A 16,126-nucleotide genomic window follows, 5' to 3' on the forward strand; every position below is an offset into this window, starting at 1 on the left:
GCCACATCTTGCGCGTGCAACTGCTCAAGGCTTGGCTTCACGCCCCGCGGGCAACGCAAGGCAGGGCCCGCTGCCGCAGACCTGCCGCCCTCTTTGGCATCGCGCGGCGCTGTCCCAAACTTGGCCTCCCTGGTCGCCAAAAGGTCGTCTGCATCTCTACGATCATATCACTTGTCGTCCCGCGCAAACCCGGGCCGCGTTGGCACGCGCCTTACCCGCCAAAGCAAAACCGCTGCAACTTCCGCGCCATTCCTGCGCCAAAGACCGTCAGCCTGTCGTTGTCTTACAACTTTCGCGCACAAGACACCGCCCGGATCACCGCCCTGTGCCTGATCTCTCGCGCCCCGCTGACCTGATCTTAAGTCGTCAAATATCCCGGGGAGCGCGAGGGGCTGGCCCCTCGCTCCACGCTCAGGGCCCACGGGGATCCGGTGCTGCAGCGCGCCCCGGATCCCCCATCCCCGGGGTCAGCAGATGCCGCAGCAGGGCCACGGGATGGGCCCGCAGGCTGAGCCGAGTGGCGACGAAATCCTCCACCACCTCCTCACCGAGGCTCATCTGCGGCAGCTGCACCGCCGGTTCCGCCCCGGCCTCGCCCTCCAGATCCCCGGCAAAGAGCGGCAGGGGCTTCGGCCCCTGCACCGCCCTTGCCTGCCAGAGCGCCTCGCGCCGGCTCAACCCCAGATCCGCAAAAGCATCCGCCTCCGCGAGGCGCGTCAGCGCGGGGCTGCCAAGGCCCGCGCGCCGCCACAGATCCGCCACCGCGCCATAGCCATTGCCCCGCGCCCCGACGAGCCAATCCGCATCCTCCTGCTTGAGCCCCTTCACCTGCCGGAACCCAAGCCGCAGGGCCAGACCGCCCTGCCCGTCCGGTTCCATCACGCAATCCCAGTAGCTGGCATTGACGCAGACCGGGCGCACCGCGACCCCATGCTCCCGGGCATCGCGCACGATCTGCGCGGGGGCATAGAAGCCCATGGGCTGCGAATTCAGCAACGCGCAGGCAAAGATCCCCGGATGGTGGCACTTGATCCAGGAGGAGGCATAGACCAGCAGGGCGAAGCTCGCCGCGTGGCTCTCGGGAAAGCCGTAGCTGCCAAACCCTTCGATCTGCGAGAAACACCGCTCCGCGAAGTCGCGCTCATAGCCATTGGCGGCCATGCCCCTGAGGAACCGGTCGCGGAACTCCGAGACATTCCCATGTTTCTTGAAGGTGGCCAGCGACCGGCGCAGCCGATCCGCCTCGGACGGGTCAAACCCGGCACCGATAATGGCGATCTGCATGGCCTGTTCCTGAAAGAGCGGCACGCCGAGGGTCTTGGACAGGACCTCCCCCAGTGCATCCGAGGGGAACTGCACCTGCTCTTCGCCATTGCGGCGACGAATGAAGGGGTGGACCATATCGCCCTGAATTGGACCGGGGCGCACGATGGCCACCTGGATCACCAGATCGTAGAAGCTGCGCGGCTTCATCCGGGGCAGGAAGTTCATCTGCGCCCGGCTCTCGACCTGAAACACACCGATGCTGTCGGCGCGGCAGAGCATGTCATAGACCTTTGGGTCTTCGGGCGGCAGTGTGGCGAGGTCGTAATCCAGCCCGTGATGCTGCTGCATGAGCTCGAACCCCTTGCGCACGCAGGAGAGCATGCCGAGGGCAAGGATATCGATCTTGAGGATCCCGAGACTGTCGAGATCATCCTTGTCCCAGCACAGGACCGTGCGGTCCTCCATGGTGGCGTTTTCCACCGGGACAAGCTCGTCGAGCCGCCCTTCGGTGATCACGAAGCCGCCCACATGCTGGCTCAGATGGCGGGGAAAGCCCTGGATCTGATAGATCAGGTCGATGGTCTGGCGCAGGCGGCGATCTGCGGGGTCGAGGCCGATCTCGCGCAGGCGCGCCTCCTCGATGCCCCGGACCGAGCCGAAGCCCCAGATCTGGCTCGACAGGGCCGAAAGCGTGTCGCCGCTCAGTCCCATGGCGCGGCCCACCTCGCGCACGGCCCGTTTGCCGCGGTAGTGGATCACCGTCGCGCACAGGCCCGCCCGGTGGCGGCCATAGCGGGCATAGATGTGCTGGATCACCTCCTCGCGGCGCTCATGCTCGAAATCCACGTCGATATCCGGAGGCTCGTCCCGGGCCTCGGAGACGAAGCGCTCGAACACCATGGTGCCGATCTCGGGGCTGACCGAGGTGATACCGAGACAGTAGCAGACCACGGAATTGGCCGCCGAGCCGCGCCCCTGACAGAGGATGTCGCGGGTGCGGGCAAAGGCCACGATATCGTTGACGGTCAGGAAATAGGGCGCATAGCCGAGCTTGCCGATCAGGCGCAGCTCATGGGCCAGCATGTTCTGCACCTTGGTCGGGGCACCGGCGGGGTAGCGCCAGTGCAGCCCCTCATGGGCGAGGCGCGACAGGCGCTCTTGGGCGGTCTCGCCGCCCTGCACCTCGGAGGGGTAGACGTAGCGCAACTGGCTCAGGCAGAAGCCGCAGCGCGCGGCGATCTCGGCGCTGCGATGGACCGCTGCCTCATGGCCGCGAAACAGGCGCAGCATCTCGGCCTCGGAGCGCAGGCGCTGTTCCGCATGGGCCTGGGCGGCGCGGCCCAGCGCCTCGACCCGGCGCCCGGTGCGGATCGCTGTCATCACATCGGCGAGGCGGCGGCGGGTCGCGCTGTGAAAGAGCGGCGCGCCACTGGCCACGGTGGGGATGCCGAGATCCGCGGCGATCCCGGCCCAGGCGGCGAAGCGCGCCGGGTCCTGCCCGTCATAGGACGGCCCCATGAGCAGGCTGACTGCCCCGGGGAAGCGGCGCGTCAACTGGCCCGCCTGTGTCATCCATCCGCCCGCGCCGCGCTGCGCCGTCTGGACCTGTGGCGGCCCGTGGAGGAGAAGTTGCACCCCCGCGAGCCCCTCCAGCACATCCGCGAGGCCGAGATCGCACTCCCCCTTGGCGGCGCGCAACTGGCCGGTGGTCAGCAGCCGCGTCAGCCGTCCCCAGGCCTGCCGGTCCTCGGGCAGGGCCGTGATCTCAAGCCCCTCGCGCAGGTGCAGCCGCACCGCTGGCAAGAAGCGCGGCACGTTGCGGATCGCGGCCGAACGCGGCGGCGGGCACTGCCGGGCGGGGTCGGGATGAACCGGACCGATCAGGCCGTCCTTGGCCTCGGCCGCCATGCGCAACCGGACCTGACGCGCGATCTCCTTGATCTCGGTATGGGCGCGCACGATCCCCGCCACGGAATTCACATCCGCGATCGCCAGGGCGGGCAGACCCAGAAGGCTCGCCTTCTGGGCATATTCCTCAGGATGCGAGGCGCCTGTCAGAAAGGTGAAATTCGACAAAGCGCTCAGTTCAACGAACATGGGCGACTCGTTTTCCCGCTATTTGTTCACTTTATGTTCTAGCGCAAAACATGGAACGCCACGGCCCGCCCGTCAAGCCGCCGGGATCTGTCGGAAGCTATTCGAGGATCTCGCAGTCCCGGTCCACCATGCAGCGCTCGAGCCGCGCGAGGGAGGCCATGTCCGGATCCGGGAAGGCCGCCGTGCCGCAGGGATCGACCGACACCACGAGCCCGGCCGCGGTTTGGGTGCCAAAGGCCAGATGGATGCCCGGCACCATGTTCCCGCACCACGACGCCATGCAATGACTGACAACCGTGATCGGCCCTTCGATCCGGGTGCCGGTCAGAAGATCTTCGCCCCGGAACTGGCCGGCAACCTGTTTGTCCTCGGGGATCCGGGTCATCGTACCGTCCGGGCGGTCCAGCGCCCCCGGCGTGAAATCGAACGTGCCCAGCAGCACAACCTGATCCGGGCGCTCCGCCCGGTCGAGATAGCTGCGCACCGCATCCGCCCGCAGGCAGCTCAGGGCATGGGCCGGCTGCGTCACCAGCAGCCCCAAGAGAAGCGCCCGGATCAGAGCCATGCGTCGAAAGCCTTGAACACCTGTTCATAAACATCGCGTTTGAACGGCACGATAGAGGCCAGAACCTTGGGCGGTTCCAGCCAGCGCCACTCGGAAAACTCCGGATGGGCCGTCTCGATATTGATATCCGCATCCGTGCCCTGAAACCGCATCAGGACCCAGCGCTGGGTCTGCCCCTTGTAGCGACCCTTCCAGATGCGTGGCACGATCTCAACCGGCAGGTCATAGGAGATCCAGTCCGGCGCCTCGGCCACGACCTCGACCAGATCGGGCATGACCCCGGTCTCTTCGCCCAACTCGCGCAGGGCAGCGGTCCGGGCATCCTCGCCCGTCTCGATCCCGCCCTGGGGCATCTGCCAGGCGGGCAGCTCGCTGTCGAAGCGTTGACCGGTAAAGACCCGGCCCGCCCCATCCCACAGCACCACCCCGACGCATTTGCGATAGGGCAGTGCTGAGATCTCTTCCGGTGTCATGGCGCGCCTATGGTCAGTCCGTCGGCCCGAGAGCGTTCAGGCCCTTGAGGATGTCGATGGCATAAGCGAGCTGATAATCCTCGTCCCGCAGTTTCGCGGCATCCTCGGCCTTCTGCTGCTCCTTGAGCAGAAGCTGACGCTCGTCCTCGGAGATCGAGTCGTTGTCCAGAGAGCCGCGCAGATCCGCCTCGGAGCGGCTGGGCCGATTGTCGACCTCCTCCTCGGCATCGGGACGACGGGAGGGCTGGGCGACCACGATGTCCGGCGACACGCCAAGCGACTGGATCGAGCGGCCCGACGGCGTGTAGTAGCGCGCCGTGGTCAGGCGCATGGCGCCGTCGCCGCGCAGGGGCACGACGGACTGGACCGAGCCCTTGCCGAAGCTCTTGGTGCCCACGACGATGGCGCGGCGGTGATCCTGCAGCGCGCCCGCGACGATCTCGGACGCCGAGGCGGACCCGCCATTGATCAGAACGACAATCGGCTTGCCCTCGGTCAGATCGCCCTCGGTCGCATTGAACCGCTCACCATCCTGCGGATCGCGCCCCCGGGTTGAGACGATCTCGCCCTTGTCGAGGAAGGCGTCCGAGACCTTGATTGCCTGGGTCAGGAGCCCGCCGGGGTTGTTCCGCAGGTCGATGACAAAGCCATTCACGGCCTCCATCCCGCCCAGCTCGGCGACTTCCTCGGCGAGCTTTTCTTCGAGGTTGGGATAGGTCTGGTCGTTGAAGGTCGTCAGACGCATCACCACCGTGTCGCCCACGGTGCGGCTGCGCACAGCCGTCAGCTTGATCGTGTCGCGGGTGATCGTCACGTCGAAAGGCTCGTCAAAGCCCTCGCGCACCACGGTGATCACGATCTCGGACCCAACGGGCCCGCGCATCATGCCCACCGCGTCGTCAAGGGTCAGGCCCAGCACGCTCTCGCCATCCACATGGGTGATGAAATCCCCCGCCTCGATCCCGGCCTCGGCGGCCGGGGTGTCATCGATGGGCGAGACAACCTTCACGAAGCCGTCTTCCTGGGTCACTTCGATCCCGAGCCCGCCGAACTCGCCACGGGTCTGGACCTGCATATCGCCGAAATCCTTGGGCGGCAGATAGCTGGAATGGGGGTCCAGCGAGGTCAGCATGCCGTTGATCGCCGCCTCGATCAGTTCGCCCTCTTCGACCTGCTCCACATACTGCGCGCGGATCCGCTCGAAAATGTCACCGAACAGGTCGAGCTGCTCATAGACAGAGGTCTTGCGCGCATTCTCCTGCGCCAGCAGCGGTCCGGCGATCTGGGTTGTCAGCAGTGCGCCGGCCACGGTGCCGCCAAGCGCGGCCATAACGAAGTTCTTCATCTGCGTTTCAATCCTTGTCTGTCACGAACCACGTTCCCGGGTCGACCGGTTCGCCGCCGTTTCTGAGTTCCAAGTAAAGCGTCTCTTGCCGGGTTTGACCACTGGCAAAACCGATCTGGGTTTGCGGTCTGCCGCCCATGAGGCCAAGCGGAGCGCCCGGGGACAAGACCTCTCCTGCATCAACATAAAGATCATCGACCCCCGCCAAAACAAGCAAATAGCCGGTTTGGGGTTCAAGGACGATCACGTTTCCGTAGTCGAGCAGGGTTCCCACATAGCGCACGGTGGCCGCAGCGGGGGTCGTTACAAGGGCGCGCGCCGGAGCGGCGAGCACCAGACCGGGCCGTTCGATGCCCGCAAGATCCGGCTCGCCCGCGGCCCGCAGGACCCGTCCGGCCACGGGCAGGGGCAGCGCCCCCTGCCGGGCTTCGAAATCCGCGTTTGGAGCCGCGGGCCCGTCCAGAGCACCGAGTTGCGCGGCAAATTCCTGCAAGGTCGCGCTGGAGGCCGACAGCACGCCCAGCAACACCGGATCCGGTGCGTTCTCCTGCGGCAGGCGAACCCGCTGGGCCACCACATCGGCCAGCGCCACCCGGGCCGCCTGAATATCCAGCAGCGCCTGTTCGAGCTGGGCCGCGGCCACGGTGCGGGTGCGGCGGATCCGGTTGAGCTCCTCAAGCGTCGCGCGCAGCTCAGCCGCCTCAGCCGCCACGGCGGGCGTGACCTCGGAGACGAGCATACCCGCGCGGGCCAGGCTGAGCGGACCATCGGGATGGAGCAGCATCGCCTGCTCCGGTGTCTGACCAATGGTCTGCAACACGCTCAGCAGGGCCCCGAGCCGGGCCTGTTCCGCCGCGAGCCGATCAGTGATCGCCTGCTCGCGGATCACCGCCTGCCGCGTGCTTTCGCGGACGGCCTCCAGCCCGGCCTCGAAGCCGCGCACCGCCTCCGTCAGGACCGCGATCCGGTCCGAGGCCCCGGCCTCGGCCGTCAGCGCGGCGCGCGCCTTGGCCAGCAGGGCGGCGGCTTCATTGGCCTGCGCCACGGGATCCGGGTTGGTCTGGGCTCCGGCAGGCCCGCTCGCCAAGAGCGCCAGCGCGATCAGACAGGTGCGAACCGCCTTCACCGCAGCAGGCTCTTGCCGGTCATCTCGGACGGTTGCGGCACCTGCATCAGCTCCAGCAGCGTGGGGGCGAGATCCGCAAGCCGCCCCTCGGCAAGCTCCGCGCCCTCCGGCCCGCCCACGAGGATCACCGGCACCGGGTTCAGGGTATGCGCCGTGTGCGGCCCACCGGTCACGGGATCAACCATCGTCTCGCAATTGCCGTGATCCGCCGTGACGATCATCGCGCCCCCCGCCGCCTCCAGAGCGGCCAAAGCGCGACCGAGCCCGGTATCCACCGCCGCACAAGCCGCTTTCGCGGCCTCCAGATCGCCCGTATGCCCCACCATATCTGGATTGGCATAATTCACCACGATCAGGTCATAGCCCGCCTCGATCGCGGCGACAAAGCGGTCCGAGACCTCCTCCGAGCTCATTTCCGGCTGCAGGTCATAGGTGGCGACCTTGGGCGAGGCCGGCATGTAGCGATCCTCGCCTTCCTCCGGCACCTCCTGCCCACCATTCAAAAAGAAGGTCACATGGGGGTATTTCTCGGTCTCGGCCAGACGGAACTGGCGCAGCCCCTGCTTGGCAACCCAGGCGCCGAGCGTGTTCACGATCTCACGCTTGGGAAACACGATGCCGAGCCAGCGGTCATGGTCGTCGGAATAGGACACCATGCCGAGGGCCGCCGCGAAATCCGGCCGCCCGGAGATGTCGAAATCGGTGAAATCCGGCTGCACGAAGCCGCGCAGGATCTCACGGGCGCGGTCGGCGCGGAAGTTCAGACAAAAGAGGCCATCGCCCTCCGCCATCCCGCCATACCCAGCCAGAACCGTGGGGGCGATGAACTCATCCGTCTCGCCGCGCCCATAGGCGGCGCTGACCGCCTCGGTCGCACTGTCGGCAGCCTGCCCCTCGGCCCGGGCCATGGCCCCATAGGCGCGCGAGACCCGCTCCCAGCGATTATCCCGATCCATGGCATAGTAGCGCCCGATCACCGTGCCGATCCGCGCCCCCTCGGGCAGTTCGGCCTCCAGCGCGGGCACGAAGCTATCGGCGGATTTCGGGGCCACGTCGCGACCATCAGTGATTGCGTGGAGGACCACGGGCACGCCCGCCACCGCCACTGCGCGCGCCGCGGCGACGATATGGGCGCTATGGCCATGGACGCCGCCATCGGAGGCCACGCCCATCAGATGCGCGGTGCCGCCCGAGGCCTGCATCCTGGCAATGAAGTCCTGCAGGGCCGGGGTCTCGGCGAAACTGCCATCTTCGATCGCCAGGTCGATCTGACCCAGATCCATGGCCACCACGCGCCCGGCGCCGATATTCGTGTGTCCGACCTCGGAATTGCCCATCTGGCCCGTGGGCAGGCCCACATCCGGGCCAAAGGTGGTCAGCGTCGCGTTGGGACACTCCACCATCAACCGATCCATCACCGGCGTGTCGGCCAGCAGAGGCGCATTGGCAGGCCCGTCCGGGTCAAGCCCCCACCCGTCGAGAATACACAACACAACTGGTTTCGGCGCGCTCATGGGACCATCCTTTGCTTCGTCACCCGCCTTCTACCGAAGCCACAGGCGGATCGGAACCTCGACAGAGCGCCTGCCTGCCTCATTGTTCCAAAAATACTCAAAATCCGACGGTCGCCGCGTGTGCTACGCCCGATGATAGGGCGTTCCGGCCAGAATGGCCGCCGCACGATAGAGCTGCTCGGCCAGCATCACGCGGACCAGCATATGGGGCCAGACCATCTTGCCGAAGGACAAACGCGCATCTGCTTCGGCGCGCAGGGCCTTGGTCAGCCCGTCCGCCCCACCGATCACCAGCGCCAGATGGCCCCGCCCCGCATCACGCCACTCTGCGATCTGCCCGGCAAATTCCGGCGAGGACATCACCTTGCCCCGCTCGTCCAGCACGCAAAGCACCGCGCCCGCAGGCACCGCCTTGCGCAAGAGCACCGCCTCGGCCTCGGACCCGCCACCCTTGCGGTCCTCGACCTCGACAACGGAAACCGGGCCGAGGCCCAAGCCCCGCCCGGTGCGGTCAAAACGTTGCAGGTAATCGTCGATCAGGTCGCGTTCCGGTCCCGCCCGCAGGCGACCGACCACGCAAAGCGTGACTTTCATGGGCGCATAGCACCCCGGCTCAGGCTTGCGCCGCCGGGGTCATCCACATTTTTTCGAGCTGATAGAAGTCGCGGACTTCCGGACGGAAGACATGGACCACCACATCGCCCGTATCAATCAGCACCCAGTCGCCCTGGCCTTTGCCCTCGACCTTGCAGCTCTGTCCGAGCTCGGCCTTGATGCGCTCGACCAGCTTGTCCGAGATCGCCGCAACCTGCCGCGAGGACCGGCCCGAGCAGATCACCATATGATCGGCCATGCTCGACTTGCCCTGCAGGTCGATGGACACGATGTCTTCGGCTTTGTCTTGATCAAGAGAGGAAAGGACAAGCGAGAGAATATCGTCGCTCATGTCCGTGGACGGCATCGCAGCCAGCCCAGGCGTCGAGGTTTCAGTCACAGCGGAGACCCCAACCGCATTGGGAATGTGAGACAGATTTCTGTCCTCCTACATCAACACGCCGATCCCACCCCGGCGCAGGGTTGCCCAAAGCATAGCATTGAAGCGGTGTTTGCTCAACTCTGCGGGCGTTATGACGCGTGCCGCAGGGGAAAGCGGATCAGTTCAGGACCAGCGCGACTTCGTTCCGGCGGGTCCAGGGCAGTGTGAACGGCCCGTCATAGAAGTAAAAGCGCGGCGCGCCAGAGGCTTCGAGCCCGTGGGCGGCGGCAAAGGCCCGCAGCTCCAGCTCCTTCTGGGTCAGAAGCGTATCGCTCCAGCGGCCCGAGAATTGCACGACCAGCTGGTCCTCGGCAGGGGTCTCCACCAGACGGATCGCAGCCGATTCCGGCGTGGGCAGGTTGTCCAGCGTATAGCCCTGAGGCATGCCGAAGCGCACCACCCAGAGGTTGGGGCCGTCATCATCATCGCTGGCCTGCTGGCTGACCGGGGTGGTCATGGCCACCTTGGCCTCATCCACATTGCCGCCAAAGATGTAATCGGCCAGCACGCGGAACCCGCGCGAGACCGCCTGTTCGCGGTCACCACGCACCATCACCTCGGCAACGACCTGGGGGGCGTAATCCCGACGCTCGAAATCGCCCTTCTTGACGGTGACTTCATAGGCTGGGGTCTCGTAACCACGATACAATTGCGCCTCCGCACCAACGGACACGGCGGCAACGGTCAGACCGAGCATCAGTGCGATATGGGTCAAGCGGATCATGGCGCCGCGTCCTTTGTCTAGCCAACTTTGTGGGAGTTACGGAGGAAGATTGGGTCTGGATCAGTTTTTTCCAGATCTTCCGGGTGCGACACATGTGCAGCCTCTGCCCGGACAGGCCAGCCTGCTGTCTTGCGGGTCCGGGCCTTGGGTTGTATCTGCTGCCCATGGATAGGGTTTTCAACATATCGGACCGGACGCGGATGCCGTGGCGATTCCACGCCGCCCTGCGGGCCGAGCCTGCCGACAGCTGACTGCCGCGCGCCGCGCATCGCCCCCTGACATGATCCAACCCGCACCTCGGGAGAGACAAAAATGACTGCCCGCACACTCTATGACAAAATCTGGGACGCCCATCTGGCCCATGAGGCCGAGGATGGCACCAGCCTTCTCTATATCGACCGTCACCTCGTGCACGAAGTGACCAGCCCTCAGGCCTTTGAAGGTCTGCGCATGGCCGGGCGCGGTGTTCGTGCGCCGGACAAGACCATCGCCGTGCCGGATCACAACGTGCCGACCACCGCCGGTCGCGAGAATCCCGATCAGATGACCGAGGACAGCCGCATCCAGGTCGAGGCGCTCGACAAGAATGCCAAGGAGTTCGGCATCCACTACTACCCGGTCTCCGACATCCGTCAGGGCATCGTGCATATCGTCGGCCCGGAACAGGGTTGGACCCTGCCCGGCATGACTGTGGTCTGCGGCGACAGCCACACCGCGACCCATGGCGCGTTCGGCGCGCTGGCCCACGGGATCGGCACGTCCGAGGTCGAGCATGTGCTCGCCACCCAGACCCTGATCCAGAAGAAGTCCAAGAACATGAAGGTGGAGATCACGGGCAAGCTGCGCCCCGGTGTCACCGCCAAGGACATCACCCTCTCGGTGATCGGCGCGACCGGCACCGCCGGCGGGACCGGCTACGTGATCGAGTATTGTGGCGAGGCGATCCGCGATCTCAGCATGGAAGGCCGGATGACGGTCTGCAACATGGCCATCGAGGGCGGCGCCCGCGCAGGCCTGATCGCGCCCGACCAGAAGACATATGACTACGTCCAAGGCCGCCCCCACGCCCCCAAGGGCGCGCAGTGGGAAGCCGCTCTGGACTGGTGGAAGACCCTATTCTCGGATGAGGACGCCCATTGGGACAAGGTCATCACGATCAAGGGCGAGGATATCGCGCCCGTCGTGACCTGGGGCACCTCCCCCGAGGATGTGCTGCCGATCAGCGCGCTGGTCCCCGCGCCCGAGGATTTCTCCGGCGGCAAGGTCGACGCGGCCAAGCGCTCGCTCGACTATATGGGCCTGACCCCGGGCACGCCGCTCAGCGAGATCGAGATCGACACGGTCTTCATCGGCTCCTGCACCAATGGCCGGATCGAGGATCTGCGCGCCGCGGCCGAGATCCTCAAGGGCAAGAAGATCGCCGTGAAACGCGCCATGGTCGTGCCGGGCTCCGGCCTTGTGCGCGCGCAGGCCGAGGAAGAAGGTCTGGCGGATATCTTCAAGGAGGCCGGGTTCGAATGGCGTCTGGCGGGCTGTTCCATGTGCCTGGCCATGAACCCCGATCAGCTCACCCCGGGGGAGCGTTGCGCCGCGACCTCGAACCGGAACTTCGAGGGCCGGCAGGGCCGCGGAGGCCGCACCCATCTGCTGAGCCCGGCCATGGCCGCCGCGGCCGCCGTGACAGGGCGGCTTACGGATGTGCGCGAACTGATGTAGCCTGCCCATAACGCGGACAGCCCTGAGGAGAGACGACGCATGAAAGACTGGATGAAATGGGTTCTCTTGGGCCTGCTCTCCCTGATTTGCGGCATTATCGTTCTGGGCAATACCGTTCTGGCCTCGGTGGCGGTCACAGCCGTCACCGGCGCCCTGTTCCTCTTTGCCGGTGCCGCGCAGATCGCGGGCGGTCTGCAGGCCGAGAGCATGGGCAGCAAACTGTTTTCCATCGGGATGGGGGCGCTGGCCGCGTTTCTCGGCATCTCCTTCCTGTTCCACCCCCTCGAAGGCGCGATCTCGCTGGCGCTGCTGATCACGATCCTGCTGGCCGTCAGCGGCGGCGCGCGGATCGTGTTTGCCTGGACCATGAAGCAGACCCAGTTCTTCTGGCCCATGCTGATCTCGGGCGCGCTCTCGATCCTTCTGGCTGGCTATATCCTCGCGAATTTCGCGACCGCTTCGGCGCAGCTTCTTGGGGTCCTTCTCGGGGTCGAGCTGCTCTTTAACGGGTTGGGCTTCACCGTGCTCGGCTTCTTCCTGCGGGCCCATCCGGAGCTCGCCAAGACGCCCAAGGAATAACGGCGGATCGGGCGCAAACCGCGCCCTCTCTGACCAGTTTCTCCCCAAACATCGCAGATTCTGGCCTTCGATCGTGGGCAAGAGCGCAGGTCGTCGCCGCCCATCAAACGCTCTCTGCGGCCCATCTGGATCAATGGCTCAATACGGAGCCTTCCCTCCTTACCTCCGGCGTCGCGGTTTGAGGGCAGTCTACGGATCAAGGTCCGTGTGGGCGCATTCGTCAGCGCCACTGGCTGCGGATCACTGCACCCGGTGATACCGGCCCGTTCATACGGACGCGGATCAGCGCACCCGCACACGGCATCGCTCTTTTTTGTCGCGAAGCCTTTGGATTGCACCGGCCTGCAAAATAAGGCATCACACCGGCGATCCGTCCCCAGCGCCTGGCGCGGCTGCGCGGACATCGACCGATGACATCAGACCGCCCGCGTCAGGGCGCGAGGAGAGACCAGATGGACAAGTTCGACACGCTCACGGGCATCGCGGCCCCCCTGCCCCTGATCAATGTCGATACGGACATGATCATCCCCAAGCAGTTCCTGAAGACGATCAAGCGCTCGGGCCTGGGTGTGAACCTGTTTGACGAGATGCGCTACGACGATGACGGCGCGGAGATCCCCGATTTCGTGCTGAACAAGGCGCAGTATCGCGATGCGCAGATCCTCGTCTCCGGGGACAATTTCGGCTGCGGCTCTTCGCGCGAGCATGCGCCCTGGGCCCTGCTGGATTTTGGCATCCGCTGTGTGATCGCACCGAGCTTTGCGGATATCTTCTACAACAACTGCTTCAAGAACGGCATCCTGCCCATCGCCCTGCCTCAGGAAGAGGTCGACAAGCTGATGGACGATGCCGAGCGGGGCGCCAATGCAGTCCTCACCGTGGATCTGCAGAACCAGACCATCACCGGCCCCGATGGCGGCTCGATCTCCTTCGAGGTGGATGCGTTCAAAAAGCACTGCCTGCTGAACGGGCTCGACGATATCGGTCTGAGCCTTGAGAAGGCCGCTTCGATCGACGCGTTCGAAGCACAGGCCTCCGCGGCCCGCCCCTGGGTCTGATTGACCCACAGGCCCTTGCCGGCGCGCGGATCAGCGCGCCGGGGATCTTGGTTAATCCGGTCTTAACCCCTTCCCTGTTTCCTGCCCGCTGAACAGGGTCGCATTGGGCGACCCGCCATTTGGTGGGCAGATGGGTCTTCTGACATCTCGCGATGGTCGCGGCGGCGACCGGGCTGCCAGGCTCTGCGCCCTTGTGTTTGCGGCGCTGCTGGCCTTTGCGCCCGCCGCACAGGCCGAGACCATCCGCATCGCCTATTTCCACACGGAGCTTTCGGCCAAGGGGCCGGGGCTGCTCCTGCGCGACCTCTTGAAGGAAAAACGCCCCAAGAAGCTCGACGCGGTGCTGAACATCCTCAGCCGGAGCGCGGCGGATATCGTGGTGCTCGGGGGGATCGACTATGACGCGGGGGGCCAGACCCTGCGCGCGCTGCAGGCGGCGCTGACGAAATCCGGACTGCCGCTGCCCCATGCCTTCGCGGGCGCACCGAACACGGGCGTGCCCACGGGCTATGATCTGGACGGCGACGGACGGCGGGAAGAGCCCGAGGATGCGCAGGCCTTCGGAGAGTTCCGTGGCGCGGGCGGGCTCGCGGTTCTGTCGCGCTATCCGATTCTGCGGGACGAGGTTCTGGAGTTCAGCGGCCTTCTCTGGTCCGCCTTTCCCGCCGCCGATCTGCCCGCCCTGCCGGAGCCTGCGGCGCTGGAGGTTCTGCGCCTGTCCTCCACGGGGCATTGGGATGTGCCGATCCTGCTGCCCGATGGGTCGCATCTGCATCTCCTGCCCCTGCACGCCACGCCGCCGGTTTTTGACGGACCCGAGGATCGCAATGGCCGCCGCAACGCGGATCAGCAGCGATTCTGGGCCGATTACCTGAATGGCTGGACCCCCGCGCCCCAACGCGCGCTGGGACCGCAGGCCGTGGTCATCGGAACCCTGAACGCGGACCCGCAGGACGGAGAGGCGCGCCCGGGGGCCGTGGCGCGCCTGCACAGCCATCCCAAACTGCAGGACCCGGCCCCGACCGCCCCCGGCGCGGCAGAGGCCAGCGCCCGGCAGGGCGGCGTGAACACGTCCCAGCGCGGAGATCCGGCGCTGGACACGGTCGACTGGCCCGATGACCGGCCGAATGATCCGGGCAACCTGCGGGTGGACTACATCCTGCCGAGCCGGACGCTCTCGGTCGTGGAGAGCGGGTTGCACTGGCCGGAGGCTGCGGAGGCAGAGCTGCTTGAGGAGGCCGAGACGGCCTCCCGCCACCGCCTGATCTGGGTGGATCTGGCCTTCTGAGCCCGGCGCGCCGGGGTGACGAGACCGGCCATCCCATCCCGTCACCTTGACCCTCCGCCCCGGACGGGCTACCGCAGCCGACGAAACGCAGCCGGAGACACCTAGAGATGAGCACACCTTCCCTTCTGATCCTCGCCGGAGACGGCATTGGCCCCGAGGTCATGGCCGAAGTGCGCAAGATCATCGACTGGTTCGGTGCCAAGCGCGGTATGGCGTTCGACGTATCCGAGGATCTCGTGGGCGGCGCGGCCTATGATGTCCATGGCGTCCCGCTCGCCGATGAGACAATGGCCAAGGCGCAGGAGGTGGACGCGGTTCTGCTCGGCGCCGTGGGTGGTCCGAAATACGACGTTCTGGATTTCTCGGTAAAGCCCGAGCGCGGGCTGTTGCGCCTGCGCAAGGAAATGGATCTCTTTGCGAACCTGCGCCCGGCCCAGTGCTTTGACGCGCTGGCGGATTTCTCGTCCCTGAAAAAGGACATCGTGGCCGGGCTCGACATCATGATCGTGCGCGAGCTGACCTCCGGGGTCTATTTCGGCGAGCCGCGCGGGGTTTTCAAGGAAGGCAATGAGCGCGTGGGCGTGAACACCCAGCGCTATACCGAGAGCGAGATCGCCCGGGTGGCACGGTCTGCCTTCGAGCTGGCCAAGCGGCGCAACAACAAGGTCTGCTCCATGGAGAAGGCCAATGTGATGGAAAGCGGGATCCTGTGGCGCGATGTGGTCACCGAGGTCCATGCCGCCGAGTACCCCGAGGTGGAGCTGAGCCACATGTATGCCGATGCCGGTGCCATGCAGCTGGTGCGGGCGCCCAAGCAGTTCGACGTGATCGTGACCGACAACCTGTTCGGGGATCTTCTGTCCGATGCGGCGGCGATGCTGACCGGATCGCTGGGTATGCTGCCTTCGGCCTCGCTGGGCCTGCCGATGGACAACGGGCGTCCCAAGGCGCTCTACGAGCCCGTGCACGGCTCTGCGCCGGACATCGCGGGGGAGGGCAAGGCCAATCCCTGTGCCTGCATCCTGAGCTTTGCCATGGCGCTGCGCTATTCCTTCGATCAGGGCGACGAGGCCACCCGGCTCGAGCAGGCGGTCGAAAAAGTGCTTGCCGATGGGATCCGCTCGGCGGACCTGATGCAGGCGGGTGATGCCACCCCGGCCAGCACAAGCCAGATGGGCGACGCGGTGATCGCCGCCCTCGACGCGAGCCTCTGAGGACCGAGACGGCGCGTGGCGCGGATCTGAGATCCGCGACGCCGCCTGCGGCGACGGTGGGACAGGGCGGCACAGCTGTGCCTGACCCCGTCAGCCTGTGCCTCGCGGATCCGCTCCGCACCCCG

General features: G+C 66.1%; 14 protein-coding genes. 5 read left to right on the forward strand and 9 right to left on the reverse strand.

The features are described 5' to 3' along the window. Positions 1–411 precede the first annotated feature (411 nt). The 9 genes from ACP15I_RS15935 to ACP15I_RS15975 form a co-directional block, all read right to left on the reverse strand. Positions 412–3,363: an error-prone DNA polymerase gene (locus ACP15I_RS15935; protein WP_424975844.1), complete on the reverse strand. Its 2,952-nt coding sequence runs from the start codon at positions 3,361–3,363 to the stop codon at positions 412–414. Positions 3,364–3,460: 97 nt separating this feature from the next. Continuing rightward, on the reverse strand, positions 3,461–3,928 hold the full coding sequence (locus ACP15I_RS15940; protein WP_424975845.1) for a hypothetical protein: 468 nt from the start codon (positions 3,926–3,928) through the stop codon (positions 3,461–3,463). Next, positions 3,919–4,401: an RNA pyrophosphohydrolase gene (locus tag ACP15I_RS15945; protein ID WP_424975846.1), complete on the reverse strand. Its 483-nt coding sequence runs from the start codon at positions 4,399–4,401 to the stop codon at positions 3,919–3,921. The genes ACP15I_RS15940 and ACP15I_RS15945 overlap by 10 nt, the downstream gene beginning before the upstream one ends. A 13-nt stretch (positions 4,402–4,414) precedes the next feature. Beyond that, a complete protein-coding gene (locus ACP15I_RS15950) occupies positions 4,415–5,746 on the reverse strand; it encodes a S41 family peptidase (protein ID WP_424967090.1) in 1,332 nt (443 codons plus the stop codon). A 7-nt stretch (positions 5,747–5,753) separates the two neighbouring features. Then, a complete protein-coding gene (locus ACP15I_RS15955; RefSeq protein WP_424975847.1) occupies positions 5,754–6,872 on the reverse strand; it encodes a murein hydrolase activator EnvC family protein in 1,119 nt (372 codons plus the stop codon). Beyond that, positions 6,869–8,386 (reverse strand): 2,3-bisphosphoglycerate-independent phosphoglycerate mutase, encoded by a 1,518-nt coding sequence (gene gpmI, locus ACP15I_RS15960; RefSeq protein ID WP_424975848.1) that lies wholly within the window; start codon positions 8,384–8,386, stop codon positions 6,869–6,871. Before gpmI ends, ACP15I_RS15955 begins: the two co-directional genes overlap by 4 nt. A 123-nt stretch (positions 8,387–8,509) precedes the next feature. After that, a complete protein-coding gene (gene rlmH, locus ACP15I_RS15965; RefSeq protein WP_424967093.1) occupies positions 8,510–8,980 on the reverse strand; it encodes a 23S rRNA (pseudouridine(1915)-N(3))-methyltransferase RlmH in 471 nt (156 codons plus the stop codon). 19 nt (positions 8,981–8,999) lie between these two features. Beyond that, complete coding sequence (gene rsfS, locus ACP15I_RS15970) at positions 9,000–9,332, reverse strand: ribosome silencing factor (RefSeq protein ID WP_424967094.1); 333 nt, start codon at positions 9,330–9,332, stop codon at positions 9,000–9,002. 208 nt (positions 9,333–9,540) lie between these two features. Beyond that, on the reverse strand, positions 9,541–10,146 hold the full coding sequence (locus ACP15I_RS15975; protein WP_424967095.1) for an SOUL family heme-binding protein: 606 nt from the start codon (positions 10,144–10,146) through the stop codon (positions 9,541–9,543). Positions 10,147–10,458: 312 nt separating this feature from the next. Here ACP15I_RS15975 and leuC point away from each other — a divergent pair, with 312 nt between their 5' ends. The 5 genes from leuC to leuB all read left to right on the forward strand — a co-directional run bounded on the left by leuC (position 10,459) and on the right by leuB (position 16,001). Beyond that, positions 10,459–11,862 carry a 3-isopropylmalate dehydratase large subunit gene (leuC, locus tag ACP15I_RS15980; protein WP_424967096.1) on the forward strand — a complete coding sequence of 468 codons (1,404 nt, stop codon included), beginning with the start codon at positions 10,459–10,461 and terminating at the stop codon, positions 11,860–11,862. A 39-nt stretch (positions 11,863–11,901) separates the two neighbouring features. Continuing rightward, positions 11,902–12,441 (forward strand): HdeD family acid-resistance protein, encoded by a 540-nt coding sequence (locus ACP15I_RS15985; RefSeq protein WP_424967097.1) that lies wholly within the window; start codon positions 11,902–11,904, stop codon positions 12,439–12,441. A 452-nt stretch (positions 12,442–12,893) separates the two neighbouring features. Continuing rightward, complete coding sequence (leuD, locus tag ACP15I_RS15990) at positions 12,894–13,499, forward strand: 3-isopropylmalate dehydratase small subunit (protein ID WP_424967098.1); 606 nt, start codon at positions 12,894–12,896, stop codon at positions 13,497–13,499. Positions 13,500–13,629: 130 nt separating this feature from the next. Further along, a complete protein-coding gene (locus tag ACP15I_RS15995; RefSeq protein ID WP_424975849.1) occupies positions 13,630–14,787 on the forward strand; it encodes an endonuclease/exonuclease/phosphatase family protein in 1,158 nt (385 codons plus the stop codon). 107 nt (positions 14,788–14,894) lie between these two features. Continuing rightward, entirely contained in the window at positions 14,895–16,001 is a 1,107-nt protein-coding gene (leuB, locus tag ACP15I_RS16000; RefSeq protein ID WP_424975850.1) for a 3-isopropylmalate dehydrogenase, read from the forward strand. The last annotated feature ends 125 nt before the right edge of the window (positions 16,002–16,126 follow it).

Source organism: Dinoroseobacter sp. S124A, from assembly GCF_049801015.1.
Lineage (GTDB): Bacteria > Pseudomonadota > Alphaproteobacteria > Rhodobacterales > Rhodobacteraceae > Dinoroseobacter.

Bases quoted from the DNA above. Each gene is read 5' to 3' on its own strand.
- gpmI (WP_424975848.1), bottom strand. From the start codon at position 8,386: ATGAGCGCGCCGAAACCAGTTGTGTTGTGTATTCTCGACGGGTGGGGG.
- leuD (WP_424967098.1), top strand. From the start codon at position 12,894: ATGGACAAGTTCGACACGCTCACGGGCATCGCGGCCCCCCTGCCCCTG.
- ACP15I_RS15935 (WP_424975844.1), bottom strand. From the start codon at position 3,363: ATGTTCGTTGAACTGAGCGCTTTGTCGAATTTCACCTTTCTGACAGGC.
- ACP15I_RS15950 (WP_424967090.1), bottom strand. From the start codon at position 5,746: ATGAAGAACTTCGTTATGGCCGCGCTTGGCGGCACCGTGGCCGGCGCA.
- ACP15I_RS15985 (WP_424967097.1), top strand. From the start codon at position 11,902: ATGAAAGACTGGATGAAATGGGTTCTCTTGGGCCTGCTCTCCCTGATT.
- ACP15I_RS15975 (WP_424967095.1), bottom strand. From the start codon at position 10,146: ATGATCCGCTTGACCCATATCGCACTGATGCTCGGTCTGACCGTTGCC.
- ACP15I_RS15945 (WP_424975846.1), bottom strand. From the start codon at position 4,401: ATGACACCGGAAGAGATCTCAGCACTGCCCTATCGCAAATGCGTCGGG.
- rlmH (WP_424967093.1), bottom strand. From the start codon at position 8,980: ATGAAAGTCACGCTTTGCGTGGTCGGTCGCCTGCGGGCGGGACCGGAA.
- ACP15I_RS15940 (WP_424975845.1), bottom strand. From the start codon at position 3,928: ATGGCTCTGATCCGGGCGCTTCTCTTGGGGCTGCTGGTGACGCAGCCG.
- leuC (WP_424967096.1), top strand. From the start codon at position 10,459: ATGACTGCCCGCACACTCTATGACAAAATCTGGGACGCCCATCTGGCC.
- leuB (WP_424975850.1), top strand. From the start codon at position 14,895: ATGAGCACACCTTCCCTTCTGATCCTCGCCGGAGACGGCATTGGCCCC.
- ACP15I_RS15995 (WP_424975849.1), top strand. From the start codon at position 13,630: ATGGGTCTTCTGACATCTCGCGATGGTCGCGGCGGCGACCGGGCTGCC.
- rsfS (WP_424967094.1), bottom strand. From the start codon at position 9,332: ATGAGCGACGATATTCTCTCGCTTGTCCTTTCCTCTCTTGATCAAGAC.